The organism is Amycolatopsis sp. VS8301801F10, from assembly GCF_046195355.1.
In the GTDB taxonomy this organism is placed as follows: domain Bacteria; phylum Actinomycetota; class Actinomycetes; order Mycobacteriales; family Pseudonocardiaceae; genus Amycolatopsis.
Genome location: NZ_CP176065.1, coordinates 2,425,961 through 2,443,675, shown reverse-complemented (window position 1 = coordinate 2,443,675; position 17,715 = coordinate 2,425,961). Strand labels below are relative to the sequence as shown.

The following is a 17,715-nucleotide window of genomic DNA, read 5'->3' as shown; positions in this document are numbered from 1 at the left end:
GATCGCCGACTACCGGTCCGGCGCGACGGTGTACGAACTCGGTGACCGGTTCGGCATCGAACGGCGAACGGTCAGCAACATCCTCCACCGGCACGGCGTGCCGATGCGCCGCCGCGGCCTCTCGCCCCGACCAGGTCGACGACGCCATCCACCTCTACAACCTCGGCTGGTCCCTTGCGCGAGTCGGCGGCCACCTCGGCGTCAACCACGCCACCGTGCTGAACAAACTGCGCGAACGCGGCATCCACACCCGAGACACCCACGGGCGTTGGTGCGTCGAAGCAGATGGTGTCCGATGACACGGCGACGACCTGCCCAGTTGCTACCGATGATCCGTTGTTACACCGCAGGTTCGGTGCCGGACACAAGATCACTTCGGTAGGCTTCAGCGTGAAACGAACCTGTTTCTCGGCACCTACCTCAAGGAGCAACCGGCGTGCACACTGGAAAGCTGGTCGCAGTCGTTGACCTGACGGACGACGCCAGCGAGGACCACTGGGCCCAAGCGACTTGGCACGCCGAGGTTGCCGCGCGCAAAGCCGCTACCCAAGCTGGATATTCCGAGGATCAGCTGTCTCGGTCCTATGTCGACTACCGGACTATTGCTGTAACATCCTCGGACGGGCGTAGTTTCGCGGCTGTTATCCGGCAACAGCGTGGCGGGCCTTTCTGGGGTGTAGCCCGCCCGCCGTCGGAGCGTGACCTGGCGATCTGGGAAGGAAAGCCGGTCCCACCAGAGTCAGCCGTCGTCGAATCGCAGCACGAGCCCATCTCGAAGATCGAGCGAGCATGGACGCGCATCGAGAAGCATGCAGGTGAGGTGTTCACGACGCTCCGGGGGAAAGAATTCACATACAGCGTGGGAGGCAGGCCGTCCCCGTGGCACGTAACTCTTGACCAGCTCCGTCGGAACATATCTCGAGGAGACCTGAGCCGCGCGCTGGCTGTTTGGCCCGTCGACGGCCCCAGCAAGCTTCCGGCTGTCGCCCAGCCGTCATATGTGTACGCGATCCTGAGCGACCCACGAATCCGCAAGGACGACTGGTGAAAGTTGCGTAATCCGGTTCGAGAACCGACTCAGGTCAGCCAACTTGGTCGGCGGCGGGCTTGTTGGCACAGCCGCCGGCTGAGCCCGTGCTGTGGATTCGTGAGATGGCAGCAATCTCCACACGAACACCCATGCCCTGGAGCGCTGTGGCCGCGTGCAGCAAGGAGACCTTGGCGAAGGCGAACAGGGACTCCGAGGTCAACGGCACCCCATCCTTGAGCATGATCGCGTAGACGATGGTCAGGGAACTCAGCGCTGGGTCCAGGGCGTGACCGGGTGCCAAGCGGTCGAGCTTGTCGAGGTACTTCGCCCGAGCCTCGCGGTCGTAGCGCAGAGTCTCGATCGCTACCCTGCCCTGCGCGAAGAGGTGGTTGAGAGCCGCCGTCTTGTCCGCCTTCTTGACACAGATGAACTGACCGTTCGGCCCGAGCACGTCGCCGAGTTCGAGTCCGCCGCCGCACAGGCGCTTCGTGCGGACAGTGTCCTTGTCGAGCAGCACGTAGCAGTCCTGCTCGGCGATCTGCTCGTTGTACCAGCCTTCGTCATGGCCGTCACCCTTCGTCCATGGCGGCAGGACGACGCTGACGGGCTGAGCCAGCAGTTCGGCAATCCTCTTCTCGATGGCGGTCAAGTAGTTAGCGCCGATCTCGTACCACCGGCCCTGCCAGTAGAAGTAGTGGACGACGTCATCGGACACCTCGGCGGTGAGCCAGTGGTCGGCGGGCACCTTGCGGCTGAGGCGCTCAGCGCCGTCGGTGTCGGCGAACATCTCGATACGTCCCTCACGGAGAGTCTGCAAGCGGCTGGCGTCTGGCCGGTGCCGAACCGCTGCGACGAGATCGTCAACGTCCAACTCGGTCATCTGCTGCACGTTGCCGGCGATTGAGACCTTGAACGACTCCGCGAACTCGGACCGATCGCGGCACTCGCTGGGCACGGCGAGCCCAACACGGTTCCTGTCGGCCTCACCGAGCATGGCATCGAGGCGCGTATCCAGGTGCTGAGCCCTCTGGGACTTCGGGTCGAGCGGGCGCACCTGGGCGATGACCTTGCCGAGCACCATATGCTCGATGACCTCGATCATTACACCTATGACCTACGAGCCTTCGAGAGCGCGCACACGTCGGAAGCCCTGGTTTGCCGTCCCTATCGCGAACTGGAACCGCGAGCACGATGCAGCCCCCGATAAGGACAACCGACTCAACGAACGTCGCTCCAGTGAACTGGTTGCCTGCACAGTCGAACGCGGCGGCTCCACCTGTCCAGCCGCCGCGTTCGAGCTACATTCCGCAATGCGTCAGGCTGACGACTACCGCCCAGCCGCCGCGCGCACGTGACCGAGCGCCGCCTTCAATTGGTCCGCAATCTGGTCGGAGATCGCCTCCAAACGCGCCAGTGCCGGCTCAACCTTCGACGCCGTCACAGACCAGCCCAGATCGAGGCTGCAGTCCGGTGATTCCAGGACTGCCTCGCGACTAAACTTACGCCACCGCGCACTTTCCGTTGCCGTCAGAGTTGACCTCTTGCCTTTAGCATGCCAGCGATACTCCTGAACAAACTCGTCGAGGTCCTCGCGCTTCAGGGGGTTTGCTTTTAGGGACAACCTCTTGTCCGAACGAAGGTCATAGACAAAGATCTCCTCTCCGTTCTTCGCTACCGGAGGTACCTGATCTAAGAAGATCACGTTCGCCTTGACACACCGGCCGCATAGAAGAGACCCGTCGGCAGTCGCAACAGTGCATGAACATTACAAGTTTCCAGAAGCCGACGCCGAATCGCAGCGCCTGCCCCAGCCTCGCACAACACGTTGTCCGGCAGAACCAGTGCAGCACGCCCGCCCGGCTTCAGCAACGAAACTACACGCTGAACGCAGTTCAGCTGCTTGTTGGCCGTCGCAACCCAAAATCTGCTCGACAATCGCCTCGAGTATTCGCCAACACCTGGACCTGCCAGATCAACTCGGCAGTCGAGGACGTGCCCATCGTCACAGCGATCAGCATGCCAAGCACTACGGAGCAGGCATAGTCAGACATTTAACTGACGACCATATGGGGGGACTCTCGGGTTTCCCCGCCAATCAGACTTCGCTGCCCCGCTCAAGGTAGCGAGAAACCCAAGGTGGTTAGGCCCGCAGCCCTGCGCACTCCAGGGCAGAGTGCAGTCAACTACTCCTTCGCTGGCCACAGGTCCCATCGGCCGCGGCTGCCCTGCCGCACCTCGGCGGTCGGATACTTGGCCTGAAGCTCCTGCAGTTTCGCCATCACCTCGGCAATTGGCCCCGGCGGGACGGTTGCGAGCGGCTGTGGTTTCGGCTGAGCAGGCTTCTTCTTGATCGGCTTAGGCGCGAAGGTCGATCGCAGCAACGGCGGCAGCATGGCCTGCCACTGCTCCGCGGTGAAGTCCGGCAACGCGTGCGGAACGCCCCAGCCGTGGCCGATCTGGTAGGCGGTAGAAGCGTGGCACCGCTCCCACCACCCTGGAATGAGCCGAGAGAGGGTTTCTGCCTGAGAGCCTTCTGCCGGCCGTGAGCGGAACAGGCAGAGCGAGATGTCGTACTCGTGCCACTCGGCTGGAGCCTGGCACTCCGAGCACATCCGCTCGACGTCCGGCACCGGCATGTTCAACAACGTGGTGAACCGCCGACGGTTATGCTTCCGCAGCTCCCGCAGCATGGGGTAGCGCCAGTAGCGCATGTGCTCGCCAAGGTGCTGCTTCCGCCGCTCAGCAGGCAGATACCCGCGCTCGTCGAGGACGTCCTCCGGATCCCCGACCCGCTCGCGAAGTTCCTCCGCCTCCGTCCGGCTTTTGGCCACCCGGCGTTCGGCGTCCTCGCGCTGCGCCGTGTTCGCCGGTTTGTCGGCCACGTGCTGGAAGAACGCGGCATCGGCCTCTTTGCGGAGAAGCTGAAGTCGGGCGCTCGCCCGGTCCTTGTCGTACGACTGCACAACAAGCTCGGCACGCTGCTTCTTCTCAGCTTCGTGCTTCGCATCCTGCTCTTCATTCCACCGCTGCACAAAGGCGTCGATCTCCTCGGCGGTCTGCTCGCGCCGATCCGCGCCGTTCTCCCACTCCTCAAGGATCGCCCACACCCGGCTCTCCTCCCGACTGTGCCGATCTTCCTCCCACCAGTTCCAGAGGAACTCGACATCGGTGTACATGCGTGTGGAGATCGATAACGCTTCGAGCAGTTGGGTTGCGGTTGAGCTACCGCCAGGCCGTCGAGTCCAGGTCACGCCGTTGGACGCGGTGACCTGCACCGGGCTGCCACCGTCGGGTTTGTTGGCCATCTGGCTTCTCCGTCGGCGATCGATGGGTCGATCTGCTACGGCACCGATGGACGGGCCGCCCACGTAACCGCGCTGCCGTTCCTAGCGACTTACCCGTATCACCGCAACCCGGAGGTGCCTGATGCACCGTCACGCTGTATGGCGTGCACTTGCCGTCGCCTACGGTGCCGTCGCCGCCGTCCAGCTCTACCTTGCAGTCACCACGGCCGTCGCCTGGACCTGGGTACTCGCCGCGATCTTCTTTGCGGCCGCGATCGGATCCGATACTGCGGCCCGACGCCACCGGCGCGCCCGGCGGGGCGTAACACCCGACTCGCTTGCGGCGACCTCAACGCACGAACGTCCGCATCCAGGAGGCATTCGTCGTGCACCCAGCCAGAACGACTACTCCTAACCACAAAGACTTCGCACGACAATACGAGCTCCTCGACCGCTGCGTCCACGGCGCGGACCGCCCTCGATCCGTCGCGTCGCTCCGCCGCTACTTCGGGCGTGATGGGCACCAGCCCTACACCGGCAGTTGGTACGCACGCTTCGCTGACGGCGGCGACCGTGCCAACGACGCGAACGTCGTCACCGAAGCCGACGTTCTGGCCCTCAATTTCCTTAGCATTACCGACCTCGCCCACGTTGCCATCGACGTCATGACCGTCTACCGGGACCAGATACGCGAGCTGCTCGGGCAGATCCCGGTCGACCTCCCAATGCATGAGGCACCCGGCAGCGTCCGGTCGCAAGCCAACATCGCCCGGATGCCCGCTGAACGAGCCAGCCTCCAGCGTCAGCTTGACGAGGCGAAATCCTTTGTCGACCAGGTCAAAGGCATGGCCTGGCCGCCTCCGGGCATGCTGTCGGACGCCCTGACCAAAGAGGATGTGATCAAGGCGAAGCTGAAATCGCTCGACGCGATCGACGCGACGATCGCCAAAGGCGAGCGCCAGTTGCTGACCTTGGACACCTCAGGCGAGCGGGTCAAGGCCGCGGTCGCAGTCGGCAACGTGGACACCGCCGAACACGTCGCCGTGTTCACGCCCGGCTTTACCTCGACCGTCGACGGCAGCCTCAAAGGCTACGACAACGACATGCAGAACCTGCTCACACAGTCGCAAGGGATCTCGAACGTGTACGGCAACCACGGCGGAGTCGCCGCGGTCACCTGGATCGGTTACGAGGCACCGCAGACTGCCGACGTGCTGAACCCCGACGAGTCCGTTGGCAGTGACAACCTGGCGAAGATCGGCGCGCACAAGCTCGACGGTTTCCTCAACGGTCTTGGCGCGTCCCACGACATCCACAACCAGCCGCTGCACCTGACCGCGCTCGGCCACTCCTACGGCAGCCTGACCACCGGAATCGCCCTCCAGCAACCGACCCCGGTCCACGACGCGGTGGTCTTCGGATCACCCGGCCTCGACATGCAGACCCCGAACGACCTCAAAGTGCCGCAAGGGCACCTGTTCTCAGAGTGGTCGGATCAGGATCCGTGCCACGCCTGGACATCGCCCACAACTTCGGCACCTCGCCCTACCAGGCAATCTCTGGCGGCTCGGTCGCCGGCATCGAACAGCTCTCCACCGGCGACGCCACCGGAGCCAGCGGGCAGTCCCTGCACGCCACCCACGAGCACGGACAATACTTGGACAACAACTCCACCAGCCAATACAACATGGCGAGCGTCGTCGCTGGCCGCCCGGATCTGACCGTGCACTACACGCAACCTTGGGACGTTCCGGCCGCGCCGCCCGCGCCAGGCGAGCCCGTCCCCGCGCCCCCGGGAACCGACCCGACACCGCCCCCACGATGACGAGAGCCACCTGCCAGCACATGAAGCGCACGCTTGCCCTGGCCGCCGCACTCTGCCTGACCTTCGAACTGAGCGCGTGCGGACCGGATGTTCCCCCGGAGACCACGGTGAACCAGAAAACCGAGCAGTTCAACGAGCTGATGAAGCGCCCCGACATCGATCAGGCCGTCGCCCGATACGAGGAGATGTACGCCAAGATCCGCGCCAAGGTCACCAAAATCGTGCCGAGCCTCAAGTGGACCTCGGCGAACCCCATGACCTCGGCGTCCTGCGGAAACGACTTCGCCGCGGTGAACGCCGACCTCCGGAGGGACGATGCCGAGGTCAAGAGCCTGGCCAGCTGGGTCGCACAAGGCAAAGTTCCCGACCCGCAGTGGGACTCCGTCCAGGCGGCAGTGAGCGACATCCTTCGCGGCTACGGCTTCGACTCGGGTCCCACCGTGGTGAAGAACCAGCCCTCCGACCACTACGTGACGTACCGCGCGCCGGACGGATCGGAAGTCACCTTCGGCAGCTCGGTCAACACAAGCGCCACAGTGCGCACCGGTTGCCACCTGACCGCTGAGGCGAAGAAACGCGGGACCCCCGCGGCAGTGCCGACGTACTGACAAGGGAGCGAAGGGAGGACTGCAGCGGATGGAGCGGGCTCGAGAACGGCGGCGCAGTCGAGACCCTTTCCAGCACGACCAAAACAGGCAAACCGCTTGTTCACAGGAGCCTTCTTCAAGAATTCCTCAATTGGTCTGTTCCTTGAGACCCTTGTGGTTCTGCCAAGCCACCAATGTGGTGACCGCACCGGTCACTATGACGCCCAAGATCGCGCCGATCACGCAACGACGACAGTTTCAGCTGCTGCGCGTACTACGCTGGTCGTCTTCAGATCAACCTCGTTCAGTTACGAGAACAGCGGCACTCCGTGCGGCTGTCAGCGACTGTGAGAACGGTCTGGGAAGCACATACCGAATCAAGCCTTCACCGGAGGCAACGTCGGAGAGGACGGCACCGATGCGATCCGCCCGGTCCATCTCGAACGTTTCAGGCATGGGGCGTTCCGGCAAAGTCGAGAGTGCAGCTGTGGCGAGGAGACGCCCGAGCACCTGAGACCGTTACGGGAGAGGATGGCGAGCCGCCGATTCCTTGCCGCCGACGCGACCACCTAGGTCGATAACGCGTACATCCCCACGATTACCCCTTTTCGCCCCGCAGCCGTTGACGAACACCCCACCCGCCGCCCTGCCTGTGACGGCCAGCCTTCCCCGGATGCGCGAACAGCCGCGGTTCACCGCTGAGCTGGGCTTGGTCGCGCTGCCCACGGCAGTACCGGTGGTCCGCATGTTCGTGGCGGACACGCTGCGCCGTTGGCGCGCGATGTTCATCGAGCCGGACATGGAAGACGTCGCTGCGGAACTGGTGACGCTCTCCGTGCAGGCCACCGGGCCAAGCTGAAAGAGCGTCTGCGCGACATCGGTCGACAGCGGCAGCGGCTCACTGAACGCCTGGCCGAAACGAGCAACGAAGTCTCAGGGGCTGCCCGGCTGGTCGAGCTCTCCCTCACCCTCCTCGATGATCCACAAGCGCTCTACCGGCGTTGCGACGACGGCTGCTCAACCAGGCCCTCTTCGAGCACGTCTTCATCGAGGAGGACATCACCGGCTACGCCATGAAAGAGCCGTTCGCCACCATGAACACAATCGAGAAGCGCCATCAGGACGCAACCAGCGATAAGCCCGACCCCGGGGGCAATGGAACTTCGTATACACATAGTGCGAGGGGTGTCCCCGGATCCGGAGACACCCCTCGCACTATTAACGGTCTTGAATTCTTACTAGCTGGCATGGACTTGGTCCAGTGTTCTAGTAAGCCCTCTAGGGTGGAGCTGAGGGGAATCGAACCCCTGACCTTCTCGATGCGAACGAGACGCGCTACCAACTGCGCTACAGCCCCTAGGAGCGTGAGCCCCTGTTGTTCAGTGCTTGGAAAGCTTAGCAGCGCCCTCCAGGCACCCAACAGCGGGGGGTCACTCTCCGACCGCCCGGCGGTAAGGACTCGCGCTGGGCTCGGCGAGTTCCTCGAAAGCCGGGTCCTCGTCGTCCAGATCCACGACCACTGCCTGCCGGCGGATGCGGGACATCGGGGACGGTTTGCGCTCCACGATGTCGCGCGGCACCTCGGGTGCGACGACCTCGACGTCCTCCTCTTCCTCCGCGAAGGAGTCGTACGCCTCGCGCGAAGGAGCAGCCGGGGCCGTCGCCGCGTAGCGGGCCATTCGGCGCTGCCGGATCTCGTTCTCGATGCGGACCTGGCGGCGGAGGTACACGAGGTAGCCGACGAGGGCGAGGTCCACCGCGGCGTGTGCCCACCACGCCAGCGAGAACGCGAATCCGGCGATGGCGGCCGTGACGACGGCGGCGATCAGCAGGATCACGACCACCCGCTGGCGGAACGCGTACTTGGCCCGGGCGGCGATCTCCGCCGCCTCCGGGTCGAAGCCGCCTCGGCCGGGCCGGTAGCTGCGGCGTTCGCGGCGCGGCGCGGCGGCGCGTTCGGCGCGCGAGGGCTGCGGGAGCGGCTCCGGTTCGGGTTCGGGCTCGGCGTCCAGGTCAGCGTCGAGTTCCGCCTCGAGTTCGGCGAGATCATCCTCTACCGAAGGATTCGCGTTGTCGGACACGGCGTCGTCCTCCTGTCCCTCGTTGCGAGCACTGCCCCTTCGCACTACCCGGGCGGCCAGCGCGGAGGTTGGCGTCCGCGCGACTTGCTGGCGTTTGCGAGCCACCATGGGCACGAGAACGACGAGCCATGCCGCGGCGAGCGCGACGATGATCACCGAACTGGGCATCTCCCGTCACCTCCCCCGATCCTCTGCTGTAGTCACGCTAGCCACAACAGTCACACAGGAGGCGCAGACTCGCCGGGTTCGATCACGAAAATGCATCACCGCATTAGGTGAATCTCACAGGATGTGGTAACGCGTGATCGAGGCGGGACGCGTAGTCACCGTCAGACCAGGTCGGCGCGTCCGGAGGCCACCAGGCGGGACACCAGGCCGTCGCCGGTCTCCTCTTTCGTCACGGCGAAACAGAGGTGGTCACGCCAGGCTCCGGCGACGTCGAGGTACCGCTCGAACAGCCCTTCCTGCCGATATCCGGCCTTGGTGAGCACGCGGATGCTGGCGTTGTTCTCCGGCCGCACGGTCGCTTCCAGCCGGTGCAGCCCGGCGGCATCGAAAGCGTGATCTGTCACGAGCGCGACGGCCGCGGTTGCCACGCCTCCCCGGACGATCTCGGACGACACCCAGTACCCGATCCAGGCCGACCGGAGTGCGGCGCGGATCACATTACCGACAGTGATCTGCCCCGCGAACTTTCCATCCACCGTGATCGTGAACGGCAGGCACTGGCCCCGCCTCGCCAGCCCGCGCAGCGCCGCCCACTGCGACGGCCACGACCAGAACGCGTTGCGGTCGGCCCACGGCCCGATCCCGGTCGGCTCCCACTCCTCGAGGTGCTCGCGGTCGCGCAGCCGGACGCGGCTCCACTCGCCGGCGTCGCGCAACCGCACCGGGCGCACGGCCAGCACGCCGGCCGGGATCCGCAGGGGACCGAGCGTGGCGGGCCAGCCGGGGTGCCGGTTTTCGACCGAGTCGGCGAGTGCGGCCACGGATCAGGCGCGCTGGGCGAGGAAGGTGACCTTGACCTGGTCGCCGGCGGCCACCTCGGTGAGGTCCTCCTCGACGGTGATGAGGCAGTTCGCCTCGGCCAGCGACGCGAGCAGGTGCGCGCCCGACGTGCCGAGTGGCTGCACCAGGTACTCGCCGTTCGCCTCGTCGCGCAGCAGCTGGCCGCGCAGGTAGCCGCGGCGGCCCTTCGTCGAGGTGATCGACGACAGCAGCCGCGCCCCGACCACCCGGCGGTGCGGGTTGCGGGTGCCGCGCGCGGTGCGGATCAGCGGCCGCACCAGCACCTCGAACACCACGAGCGCGCTCATCGGGTTGCCCGGGATGAGGAACGTCGGCACCGAGTCCGGGCCGAGCCTGCCGAAGCCCTGCACCGACCCGGGGTGCATCGCGACCCGGGTCAGGTCGATGTGCCCGAGGTCGGACAGCGCGGCGTGCACCTCGTCGCCGGACGACCCGCCGGCCCCGCCCGCGACGACCACGATCTCGGACATCAGCAGCCGTCCTTCGACGACCTCGCGCAGCCGCTTCGGGTCGCCCGGCACGATGCCGACCCGGCTCACCTCGGCGCCGGCGTCGCGCGCGGCCGCAGCCAGCGCGTACGAGTTGACGTCGTAAACCTGGCCGACCGACGGCGTGCGGTCGATGTCCACCAGCTCGTCCCCGACCGACACGATCGACACCCGAGGCCTCGGGTAGACCAGCACCTTCGCGCGGCCGACCGCGGCCAGCAGCCCGACCTGCGCCGAGCCGATGGTGTCGCCCTTGCGCACCGCGACGTCGCCGATCTGCACGTCCTCGCCCGCCCGGCGCACGTATCCGGCTGACGGCACGGACCGGTTGATGGTGACCTTGGCCTGGTGGCCGTCGGTGTAAGCGGTCGGGACCACGGCGTCGGCGAGCGTGGGCAGCGGCGCGCCGGTGTCGACCCGCACCGCCTGACCGGGCTGCAGCCGCCGCGGCTGACGCGAGCCAGCCGGGATTTCGCCGACGACCGGCAGCTGGACCGGTTCCTGCCCAGCGGTCTGCACGTCGACGCTGCGGACCGCGTAACCGTCCACCGCCGCCTGGTCGAACCCGGGCAGCGCGTGCTCGGCGACCACTTCCTCCGCGCAGAGCAGCCCCTGCGCCTCGGAGATCGCGACCCGGACCGGCCGCGGGCGCACGGCGGCGTCGAGGGTCAGCGCGATCTGCTCGTCGACCGAGCGGAACTCTCCGGTCTCGGCGGATTCTTCCGTCGGGACAGCGATTTCTGCCGATTCCGCCGCGGCGACGGCCTGAACCGCGGGTTCGGTCGCCGTGGTGTCGTCAGTCGGGGTGGTGTCGAGGGAGTCCGTCATGGGCGATCGTTTCCGATCCGTTCGGTCAGCCAGGTGCGCAGCGACGGCCCGTAATCCGGGTCCTCGAGCGCGAAATCGACGGCGGCGCGCAGGAATCCGCCCGGGTTGCCCAGGTCGTGCCGCCCGCCGCGGTGGACGACGATGTGCACGGGGTGCCCCTCCTGGATCAGCAGCGCGACGGCGTCGGTGAGCTGCAGCTCGCCGCCCGCGCCGGGCTCGATCCGGCGCAGCGCGTCGAAAATCGCCCGGTCGAGCAGGTACCGCCCGGCCGCGGCGTAGGTCGAGGGCGCGTCCTCCGGCTTGGGCTTCTCGACCATGCCGTGGACCTGCTTGACGTCCGGGTCGTCGGTGTCGGTGACGTCGAAGACGCCGTACGGGGAGATCTGCTCCTTCGGGATGTCGAAGGCGCAAAGCACGCTTCCGCCGTGCTGGGCGCGGACGGCCGACATCCGCTCGAGGACCCCGGCGGGCAACACGAGGTCGTCAGGCAGGAGCACGGCGACCGCGGTGTCCTCGTCGGTGAGGTTCGGCTCGGCCTGCGCGACCGCGTGCCCGAGCCCGAGCGCCTGCTCCTGGATCGCCACCTCGACGTCCAGCAGCTCCGGCCCTCGGCGGACCTTCGCCAGCAGCTCGGTCTTGCCCTTCTCCTCGAGCGTCTTCTCCAGGTCCGGCTTCGCCTCGAAGTACCGGACGACGGCTTCCTTTCCCGGCGAGGTGACGATCACCAGCCGCTTCGCGCCCGCACTCGCCGCCTCGGCCGCGACGATCTCGATTCCCGGCGTGTCGACCACTGGCAGCAGCTCTTTGGGCACCGCTTTCGTCGTCGGCAGGAATCGCGTGCCGAGGCCTGCGGCAGGCACGATGGCGGTTCTGAAGGTCTGGGTGGTTGAGGCGCCCGTCATGGGCGCAAAGCCTAACCTGGTCTCATGCACGAGCCGGGCAATGAGACCCCGAGCAAGGCGGAGTGGCGGACCCGAATTCTCCGCGCCCGCGCCGAACTGCCCCCCGAAGCCCATGCCCGCGAGGCAGCCGCACTGGCGACCGCGGCGTCGTCGATCCACGCGGAAACGGTGTGCGCGTACCTCCCGTTCGGCACCGAGCCCGGCCAAATCTCCCTGGTGAACGCCCTGGCCGCGACGGGAGCCCGCGTCCTGCTGCCCGTCATCCCGGACGTTCCGGGCCCGCTCGATTGGTCCGAGTACACCGGCCCGGACGCCCTCCTCCCCGGACGCCTCCGCGGCGTCCTGGAACCGTCCGGCCCACGTCTGGGCACCGCCGCGGTGGCGTCGGCACAGGTACTGCTGATCCCAGCCCTGGCCGTCGACCGCCACGGCACCCGCCTAGGCCGCGGGGCGGGCTACTACGACCGCACCCTGACCGCCGCGCCGGATACCGCCCGCGTGGCTGTGGTGCGCACGGAGGAGGTCGTCGACCACCTCCCCGCCGAACCCCACGACGTGCCCATGACCGCCGTCCTGCCCCCCTCGGGCCTCATCCAGCTGCCGACCGCCGCCGCGGCCCGCTGAGGAGTGGTCAAGACCACTCGACCGGCTTGCCGTGGTCAGTGCCGCGTGAACCGGATGGCCGCCGCTACGGCCCGCCCGTCCGGTCGAAGGCAGTGACGACCGCCTGTGCAGATACCCGCCGTCCGAACCGCAGACTCCAGCGACCGTCCCGGAGGAAGGGAGGCCTAGCCGCGGACGCTCCACAACAGGTGCGCCACCTGCCTCATCCGACGCCCGGCACTCGGACCACCAGCTCCGCCGAGTTGCTCACGGAGCGGCCGCCGGCAGCCAGCCGAGCACCTCGCCGAACGAATCACCCAAACCACACGCCCGCGCAGGCCGCCCGCACAGCCGCCGAACCCGGCCCAGACCGGCCCTCCCGCAGACACTCCCCGCCCCGCCAAACCGGCCCAGCGACAGCCCGACCGACCGGACCAGCCGCAGTCCAGTCACCCAGCAGCCCCGCCTAGCACGCCCTGACCAGCGCTAACCCGCCGCCGCCCCTTCCGCCGCCGCACTGTGAGCAAGGGGTAATTGCGCTGAGGGAATGCTGTCCAGCACAATTGGGTTAGCACTCTTGTAGGTCGAGTGCCAGTGCATGAAGGAGCTTCAGTGCCCACGTACCAGTACGCCTGCAAGGAATGTGACCACCGCTTCGAGGCGGTGCAGTCCTTCTCCGACCCCAGCCTGACCGTCTGCCCGCAGTGCTCCGGTCCACTGCGCAAGGTCTTCAGTTCGGTCGGCGTGGTCTTCAAGGGCAGCGGGTTCTACCGCACGGATTCACGTGATTCGAGCAAGTCGAGCACCTCCGCGGCCCCGGCCAAGACCGAGAGCGCCAAGTCCGACTCGTCGTCCACCACCTCCTCTTCGTCGACGTCTTCTTCGTCCTCGAACACATCCTCCACCACGAGCACGACGAAAACGGCTTCCACGGCCTCCTGACCCCCGAGTTATCCACAAGGGGCCAGTTGTCCACAGGTTCGCGAATCGGCTCTTCCGGCCGGTTCGCGACGTCCTTAACGTCGGATTCGTGCGGCATCCCGCCGCATCGCAACCGACGAGGGGACAACCGTGAACACCTTGCTCAGCCGCCTTCCCGCGCTGCCTGATTTCCGTTTGCCGCGCGGTCGGCGAGCCCGGATGCTCCGCCGGTGTCTCGCGGCGGCCTTGCTCTTGGCCGGCCTGCTCGTCCTGCTTCTCCCGCCCTCCGCGCGGGGCGCACCCGCCACCTCGACGGTGGTGTCCGCACGCGACCTCCCCGCGGGTTCTGTCCTGCGCGCTGCCGACGTGCGGACCGTCGTGCTGCCCGACCACCTCCGCCCGTCCGGCGCGCTCTCGGCGCCCGACGCGGCGGTGGGCCGCCTTCTGTCCGGCGCGGCCCGGGCTGGCGAACCCATCACCGACGTCCGGCTGCTGGGCAACAACCTCCCCGTAACGGGTGAACCCGGTGCGGTCACGGTCGCCGTCCGGCTCGCGGACGCGGCCGTCGCCGAGTTGCTTCAGCCGGGCCAGCGCGTAGACGTCGTCGCGGGCGCGGATACCACAAATTCCGCGTCTGTGCTGGCCAGAGGGGCCACGGTGGTCACCGTCCGGCGTTCCGACGACGCCGGGAACCGCACGCTGGGCCCGCCGCAGAAGGGTCCGTTGGTCCTGCTCGCGCTGCCAGCGCAGGTTGCCACGCAGGTCGCTGCTTCCTCGCTCGAACGACCGGTAACGGTTACTCTCCGCTAACCCGACCCTGTTCCGACGGGCGACGGCTGTCCGAAGACGGCCAGGCGCCTGTCCCGAATCCCCTGGGAGCAGCAGTGCTGAAAGGTTTCAAGGACTTTCTGATGCGCGGCAACGTCGTCGACCTCGCGGTCGCCGTCGTGATCGGCGCCGCGTTCACCGCGATCGTCACGGCGTTCACCAACGGCCTGATCAAGCCGTTGATCAACGCGCTGGGCGGCTCGGACGCGGCGAAGGGCCTCGGCTTCAACGTCCTGCACGGCAACGACTCGACGTTCCTGGACTTCGGCGGCGTGATCAACGCGGCGATCAACTTCGTGATCGTCGCCGCGATCGTCTACTTCCTGATCGTGCTGCCGATGAAGCACATCCAGGAGCGCCGCAAGCGCGGCGAGGAACCCGGTCCGGCCGAGCCGACGGACGTCGAGCTGCTCACCGAAATCCGCGACCTGCTGCGCGCGCAGCAGGGCAACGGCCCCTCCAGCCGCGGCAACTGAGGGGTCACCGATCGTGATGCGGGGGCCGGTTCTCGAGATACCAGGAATCCGGAGTGGTCTCCGGGCCCCGGCCCCGCTCATCGGACGTGGTCTCCGGCAGCACGTCGCCGAAGACCTCGTCGACCCGGCGGCGGCGCTGGGCCTCGGTCACGCGGGGGCGTCGTTCCTCGTGCGGCATGGGTCCATCGTCCCACCTGTTGTTTGACAAGTGCAGAGAGATACCCGTCCGGGCTCAGACCTCTTCGAGGCCGGAAAGCTCGTCGATCACGTGCGGGACCAGCGAGGAGAGGGTCGCCATGCCGTCGCGCACAGCCGCGCGCGAGCCGGCCAGGTTGACCACCAGCGTGCTGCCCGAAACGCCGGCCAGGCCGCGAGAGATCCCGGCGTCGACCGCGCCCGCGGCCAGTCCCGAGGCACGCAGGGCCTCGCCGATACCCGGGATCGGGCGGTCGAGCACGCCGGCGGTCGCGTCCGGCGTGCGGTCGCGCGGCGACACTCCGGTGCCGCCGACCGTGATCACCAGGTCCGCCCCGCCGATCACCGCCGTGTTGAGCGCGTTGCGGATGCCCGCGGTCTCGGCTTCGACCACCACGACGCCGTCGACGATGAACCCGGCCTCCTCGAGCAGCTCGGTGACGAGCGGCCCGGAGGTGTCCTCGTGCTCCCCGTGCGCGACCCGGTCGTCCACAATCACCACGAGGGCCCGGCCCAGCCGCTGTGCGCTCCGTTCCATGCCGACACCGTATCCGGTTCCAGGCCCGCTTCGCCGCCGCGGGCCCGGTGATTTCTGACGATTCGGTGACGTGGTCCGCGCAGGCCGCGCGCACCCCGGCGCGGGCGGCCTACCGTCGGCGAGGTGCGAGTGCTCCTCACCGGCGGCGCCGGGTTCATCGGGTCCCGGATCGCCGATCAGCTGGCCGACGACGGCGACGAGGTCGTGGTGCTGGACAACCTGCTGTCCACCGCGCACGGCTCCACCACGCCGCCCGAATACACCCGGCGGCATCGGTTCCTGCGCGGCGACGTCACCGACACCGAGATCGTCGCCGAGCTGCTCGACGGCGTCGACGCGGTCTGCCACCAGGCCGCGGTGGTCGGACACGGCGTGGTTCCCTCCGACGCACCCTCGTATGCGCTGAACAACGACTACGGCACCGCCGTGCTGCTGGCCGCGATGCACGCGGCGAAGGTACGCAAGCTCGTGCTGGCCTCGTCGATGGTGGTCTACGGCGAGGGACGTTATGCGTGTGCGGAACACGGTGTCGTTCCGCCGTCACCTCGCCGGCAGTCCGATGTGGACGCCGGACGATTCGAACCCACCTGCCCGCATTGCGGTGCCGAGTTGGGCTGGCGACTGGTGCCCGAAAACGCACCGCTGTTGCCTCGAAGCACCTACGCGGCAACAAAACTAGCGCAAGAACACCTCGCGGGAGCCTGGGCGCGGCAGACCGGCGGCACGGTCTGGGCGTTGCGGTACCACAACGTCTACGGCCCGCGGATGCCGCAGAACACGCCGTACGCAGGCGTAGCGTCGCTGTTCCGGTCGGCGCTGGAACGCGGCGAGGCACCCACCGTGCTGGAGGACGGGCGGCAGCAGCGGGATTTCGTGCACGTGGACGACGTGGCCCGAGCGAACGTCCTCGCGCTCCGCAGCGACGGTCCGGAGGCAGACCTCACGCCGCTGAACGTCTGTTCCGGAGAGCCGCACAGCGTCGGCGACCTGGCCCGGGAACTGGCCCACGCCTGCGGCGGGCCCGAGCCCCGGATCGTCGGCGGTGCGCGGCCCGCCGATGTCCGGCACGTCGTCGCCGATCCGGCCCGAGCACGGGAGCTGCTCGGGTTTCAGGCGGAAACGGCCTTCGCGGACGGCATCGCCGCGTTCGCCACCGCAGAACTGCGCGCGCCCGTCACCTGATGAGGTGAAGATCACGTTCCGGAATGAATCGGCCGTACCGGATCTTGATGCTGGGCATGCGTTCCATCGTGGTGGGGGACATCGAGATCCACGCACTGGCCGACGGACGGCTGCAGTTGCCGTCGTCGTTCTTCCCGGGACTCCAGGGCAAGCGCTCGGCGCCGAGCACTGTTCCGGTGGTCGTCGGCGCGTTCCTGATCCGGACCGGCGGCCGTACGGTGCTGGTCGACGCCGGTTTCGGTCCGCGTCCGTCCGGCGAGCCGCATCTGCCGCAGCACTCCAAGGAGCAGCTGCACCCGGTGGTCAGCGCGGCTGAGCCCGAGCACACCGGAGGCTTGCCCGCAGCGCTCGCCGAAGCCGGGGTCGCCCGCGAAGACATCGACACCGTGGTGCTGACTCATCTGCACGCCGACCACCTCGGCTGGGTCGCGCCGAACGGCGAACCGTACTTCCCGAACGCCGAAGTGCGGTACGGCGCGCCCGACTGGGCGGCCTTCGTCGAACCGGCCGGGCGGCACGACCGTGGCCGCGTCGCGCTGGAAGCCCTTCGCACTCAGGGCAAATTGCGTCCGCTGCTTGACGGCGAGGCGGTCGCTCCCGGCGTCACCGTGCGGCATGCGCCGGGGCACACTCCTGGGCATTACGTACTGGAAGTCGCGGATCAGGACCGTCGCGCCGTCCTGATCGGGGACGTCTTCCAGATTCCGGAGCAGATGGCTGATCCGTCGATCGGCGCGGCGTCCGACGTCGATCCTGGGCAAGCGGAGCTGACCCGCCGCCGTTGGCTCAGCGAAGTCGTCGGCACCGGAACGATCGTCGCGGCGGCGCATTTCCCGGAGGAGCCGTTCTTCCGGATCGCGCCCGACCGCACCGTGGAGCCGGTCTCGGCGGTTGCCGCGTCCTGACTGTCCACAACAG

General features: G+C 67.5%; 21 protein-coding genes and 1 tRNA gene. 11 read left to right on the top strand and 11 right to left on the bottom strand.

All coding sequences use genetic code 11. The features are described 5' to 3' along the window. Positions 1–41 precede the first annotated feature (41 nt). Entirely contained in the window at positions 42–299 is a 258-nt protein-coding gene (locus F9C11_RS11905; RefSeq protein ID WP_409184916.1) for a hypothetical protein, read from the top strand. 137 nt (positions 300–436) lie between these two features. Next, complete coding sequence (locus F9C11_RS11900) at positions 437–1,048, top strand: hypothetical protein (RefSeq protein WP_409184915.1); 612 nt, start codon at positions 437–439, stop codon at positions 1,046–1,048. 34 nt (positions 1,049–1,082) lie between these two features. Here the strand turns inward: F9C11_RS11900 and F9C11_RS11895 are convergent, their stop codons facing one another. From F9C11_RS11895 to F9C11_RS11880, 4 genes are all read right to left on the bottom strand, one after another. Further along, positions 1,083–2,132, bottom strand: coding sequence for a DUF6119 family protein (locus F9C11_RS11895; RefSeq protein WP_409184914.1), 1,050 nt, complete (start codon positions 2,130–2,132; stop codon positions 1,083–1,085). 225 nt (positions 2,133–2,357) lie between these two features. Next, a complete protein-coding gene (locus F9C11_RS11890) occupies positions 2,358–2,732 on the bottom strand; it encodes a hypothetical protein (RefSeq protein ID WP_409184913.1) in 375 nt (124 codons plus the stop codon). Beyond that, positions 2,729–2,965 carry an N-6 DNA methylase gene (locus F9C11_RS11885; protein WP_409184912.1) on the bottom strand — a complete coding sequence of 79 codons (237 nt, stop codon included), beginning with the start codon at positions 2,963–2,965 and terminating at the stop codon, positions 2,729–2,731. Before F9C11_RS11885 ends, F9C11_RS11890 begins: the two co-directional genes overlap by 4 nt. Before the next feature lie 248 nt (positions 2,966–3,213). Next, positions 3,214–4,335, bottom strand: coding sequence for a hypothetical protein (locus F9C11_RS11880; RefSeq protein WP_409184911.1), 1,122 nt, complete (start codon positions 4,333–4,335; stop codon positions 3,214–3,216). A 365-nt stretch (positions 4,336–4,700) separates the two neighbouring features. Here F9C11_RS11880 and F9C11_RS11875 point away from each other — a divergent pair, with 365 nt between their 5' ends. The 3 genes from F9C11_RS11875 to F9C11_RS11865 all read left to right on the top strand — a co-directional run bounded on the left by F9C11_RS11875 (position 4,701) and on the right by F9C11_RS11865 (position 7,585). After that, the gene (locus tag F9C11_RS11875) at positions 4,701–6,035 is read left to right on the top strand and encodes a DUF6308 family protein (RefSeq protein WP_409184910.1); all 1,335 of its coding nucleotides are present in this window, start codon (positions 4,701–4,703) and stop codon (positions 6,033–6,035) included. 100 nt (positions 6,036–6,135) lie between these two features. Further along, complete coding sequence (locus F9C11_RS11870) at positions 6,136–6,747, top strand: LppA family lipoprotein (protein WP_409184909.1); 612 nt, start codon at positions 6,136–6,138, stop codon at positions 6,745–6,747. A 652-nt stretch (positions 6,748–7,399) separates the two neighbouring features. Further along, positions 7,400–7,585: a hypothetical protein gene (locus tag F9C11_RS11865; protein WP_409184908.1), complete on the top strand. Its 186-nt coding sequence runs from the start codon at positions 7,400–7,402 to the stop codon at positions 7,583–7,585. Between the two features lie 425 nt (positions 7,586–8,010). Here F9C11_RS11865 and F9C11_RS11860 read toward each other — a convergent pair. The 5 genes from F9C11_RS11860 to F9C11_RS11840 form a co-directional block, all read right to left on the bottom strand. Further along, positions 8,011–8,083, bottom strand: a tRNA-Ala gene (locus F9C11_RS11860). Between the two features lie 73 nt (positions 8,084–8,156). Further along, positions 8,157–8,975 (bottom strand): gephyrin-like molybdotransferase receptor GlpR, encoded by an 819-nt coding sequence (gene glpR, locus F9C11_RS11855; RefSeq protein ID WP_409184907.1) that lies wholly within the window; start codon positions 8,973–8,975, stop codon positions 8,157–8,159. Between the two features lie 161 nt (positions 8,976–9,136). Further along, complete coding sequence (locus F9C11_RS11850) at positions 9,137–9,796, bottom strand: GNAT family N-acetyltransferase (protein WP_409184906.1); 660 nt, start codon at positions 9,794–9,796, stop codon at positions 9,137–9,139. Positions 9,797–9,799: 3 nt separating this feature from the next. After that, complete coding sequence (glp, locus tag F9C11_RS11845; protein ID WP_409184905.1) at positions 9,800–11,152, bottom strand: gephyrin-like molybdotransferase Glp; 1,353 nt, start codon at positions 11,150–11,152, stop codon at positions 9,800–9,802. Continuing rightward, the gene (locus F9C11_RS11840) at positions 11,149–12,054 is read right to left on the bottom strand and encodes a UTP--glucose-1-phosphate uridylyltransferase (protein ID WP_409184904.1); all 906 of its coding nucleotides are present in this window, start codon (positions 12,052–12,054) and stop codon (positions 11,149–11,151) included. The genes glp and F9C11_RS11840 overlap by 4 nt, the downstream gene beginning before the upstream one ends. A gap of 24 nt (positions 12,055–12,078) precedes the next feature. On the opposite strand from F9C11_RS11840, the gene F9C11_RS11835 reads away from it, so the two are divergent. The 4 genes from F9C11_RS11835 (at position 12,079) to mscL (ending at position 14,882) form a co-directional block, all read left to right on the top strand. Next, a complete protein-coding gene (locus tag F9C11_RS11835; RefSeq protein WP_409184903.1) occupies positions 12,079–12,678 on the top strand; it encodes a 5-formyltetrahydrofolate cyclo-ligase in 600 nt (199 codons plus the stop codon). Positions 12,679–13,269: 591 nt separating this feature from the next. After that, on the top strand, positions 13,270–13,599 hold the full coding sequence (locus F9C11_RS11830) for an FmdB family zinc ribbon protein (protein WP_409184902.1): 330 nt from the start codon (positions 13,270–13,272) through the stop codon (positions 13,597–13,599). Between the two features lie 129 nt (positions 13,600–13,728). Beyond that, complete coding sequence (locus F9C11_RS11825; protein ID WP_409184901.1) at positions 13,729–14,388, top strand: SAF domain-containing protein; 660 nt, start codon at positions 13,729–13,731, stop codon at positions 14,386–14,388. 74 nt (positions 14,389–14,462) lie between these two features. Beyond that, the gene (gene mscL, locus F9C11_RS11820) at positions 14,463–14,882 is read left to right on the top strand and encodes a large-conductance mechanosensitive channel protein MscL (RefSeq protein WP_409184900.1); all 420 of its coding nucleotides are present in this window, start codon (positions 14,463–14,465) and stop codon (positions 14,880–14,882) included. Positions 14,883–14,886: 4 nt separating this feature from the next. Here the strand turns inward: mscL and F9C11_RS11815 are convergent, their stop codons facing one another. Continuing rightward, positions 14,887–15,060, bottom strand: a complete 174-nt coding sequence (locus tag F9C11_RS11815) for a hypothetical protein (protein WP_406638733.1) — start codon at positions 15,058–15,060, stop codon at positions 14,887–14,889. 54 nt (positions 15,061–15,114) lie between these two features. After that, positions 15,115–15,615, bottom strand: coding sequence for a molybdenum cofactor biosynthesis protein B (locus tag F9C11_RS11810; protein WP_009083558.1), 501 nt, complete (start codon positions 15,613–15,615; stop codon positions 15,115–15,117). 123 nt (positions 15,616–15,738) lie between these two features. On the opposite strand from F9C11_RS11810, the gene F9C11_RS11805 reads away from it, so the two are divergent. After that, positions 15,739–16,797, top strand: a complete 1,059-nt coding sequence (locus tag F9C11_RS11805; protein ID WP_409184899.1) for an NAD-dependent epimerase/dehydratase family protein — start codon at positions 15,739–15,741, stop codon at positions 16,795–16,797. Positions 16,798–16,853: 56 nt separating this feature from the next. Continuing rightward, on the top strand, positions 16,854–17,702 hold the full coding sequence (locus tag F9C11_RS11800) for an MBL fold metallo-hydrolase (RefSeq protein ID WP_409184898.1): 849 nt from the start codon (positions 16,854–16,856) through the stop codon (positions 17,700–17,702). Positions 17,703–17,715: the final 13 nt, after the last annotated feature.

What these genes read in the sequence shown, in the direction of transcription:
- F9C11_RS11895 (WP_409184914.1), bottom strand. Translation starts at nt 2,132, where the DNA reads ATGATCGAGGTCATCGAGCATATGGTGCTCGGCAAGGTCATCGCCCAG.
- F9C11_RS11880 (WP_409184911.1), bottom strand. Translation starts at nt 4,335, where the DNA reads ATGGCCAACAAACCCGACGGTGGCAGCCCGGTGCAGGTCACCGCGTCC.
- F9C11_RS11870 (WP_409184909.1), top strand. Translation starts at nt 6,136, where the DNA reads ATGACGAGAGCCACCTGCCAGCACATGAAGCGCACGCTTGCCCTGGCC.
- F9C11_RS11865 (WP_409184908.1), top strand. Translation starts at nt 7,400, where the DNA reads ATGCGCGAACAGCCGCGGTTCACCGCTGAGCTGGGCTTGGTCGCGCTG.
- glpR (WP_409184907.1), bottom strand. Translation starts at nt 8,975, where the DNA reads ATGCCCAGTTCGGTGATCATCGTCGCGCTCGCCGCGGCATGGCTCGTC.
- glp (WP_409184905.1), bottom strand. Translation starts at nt 11,152, where the DNA reads ATGACGGACTCCCTCGACACCACCCCGACTGACGACACCACGGCGACC.
- F9C11_RS11840 (WP_409184904.1), bottom strand. Translation starts at nt 12,054, where the DNA reads ATGACGGGCGCCTCAACCACCCAGACCTTCAGAACCGCCATCGTGCCT.
- F9C11_RS11835 (WP_409184903.1), top strand. Translation starts at nt 12,079, where the DNA reads ATGCACGAGCCGGGCAATGAGACCCCGAGCAAGGCGGAGTGGCGGACC.
- F9C11_RS11815 (WP_406638733.1), bottom strand. Translation starts at nt 15,060, where the DNA reads ATGCCGCACGAGGAACGACGCCCCCGCGTGACCGAGGCCCAGCGCCGC.
- F9C11_RS11810 (WP_009083558.1), bottom strand. Translation starts at nt 15,615, where the DNA reads ATGGAACGGAGCGCACAGCGGCTGGGCCGGGCCCTCGTGGTGATTGTG.
- F9C11_RS11800 (WP_409184898.1), top strand. Translation starts at nt 16,854, where the DNA reads ATGCGTTCCATCGTGGTGGGGGACATCGAGATCCACGCACTGGCCGAC.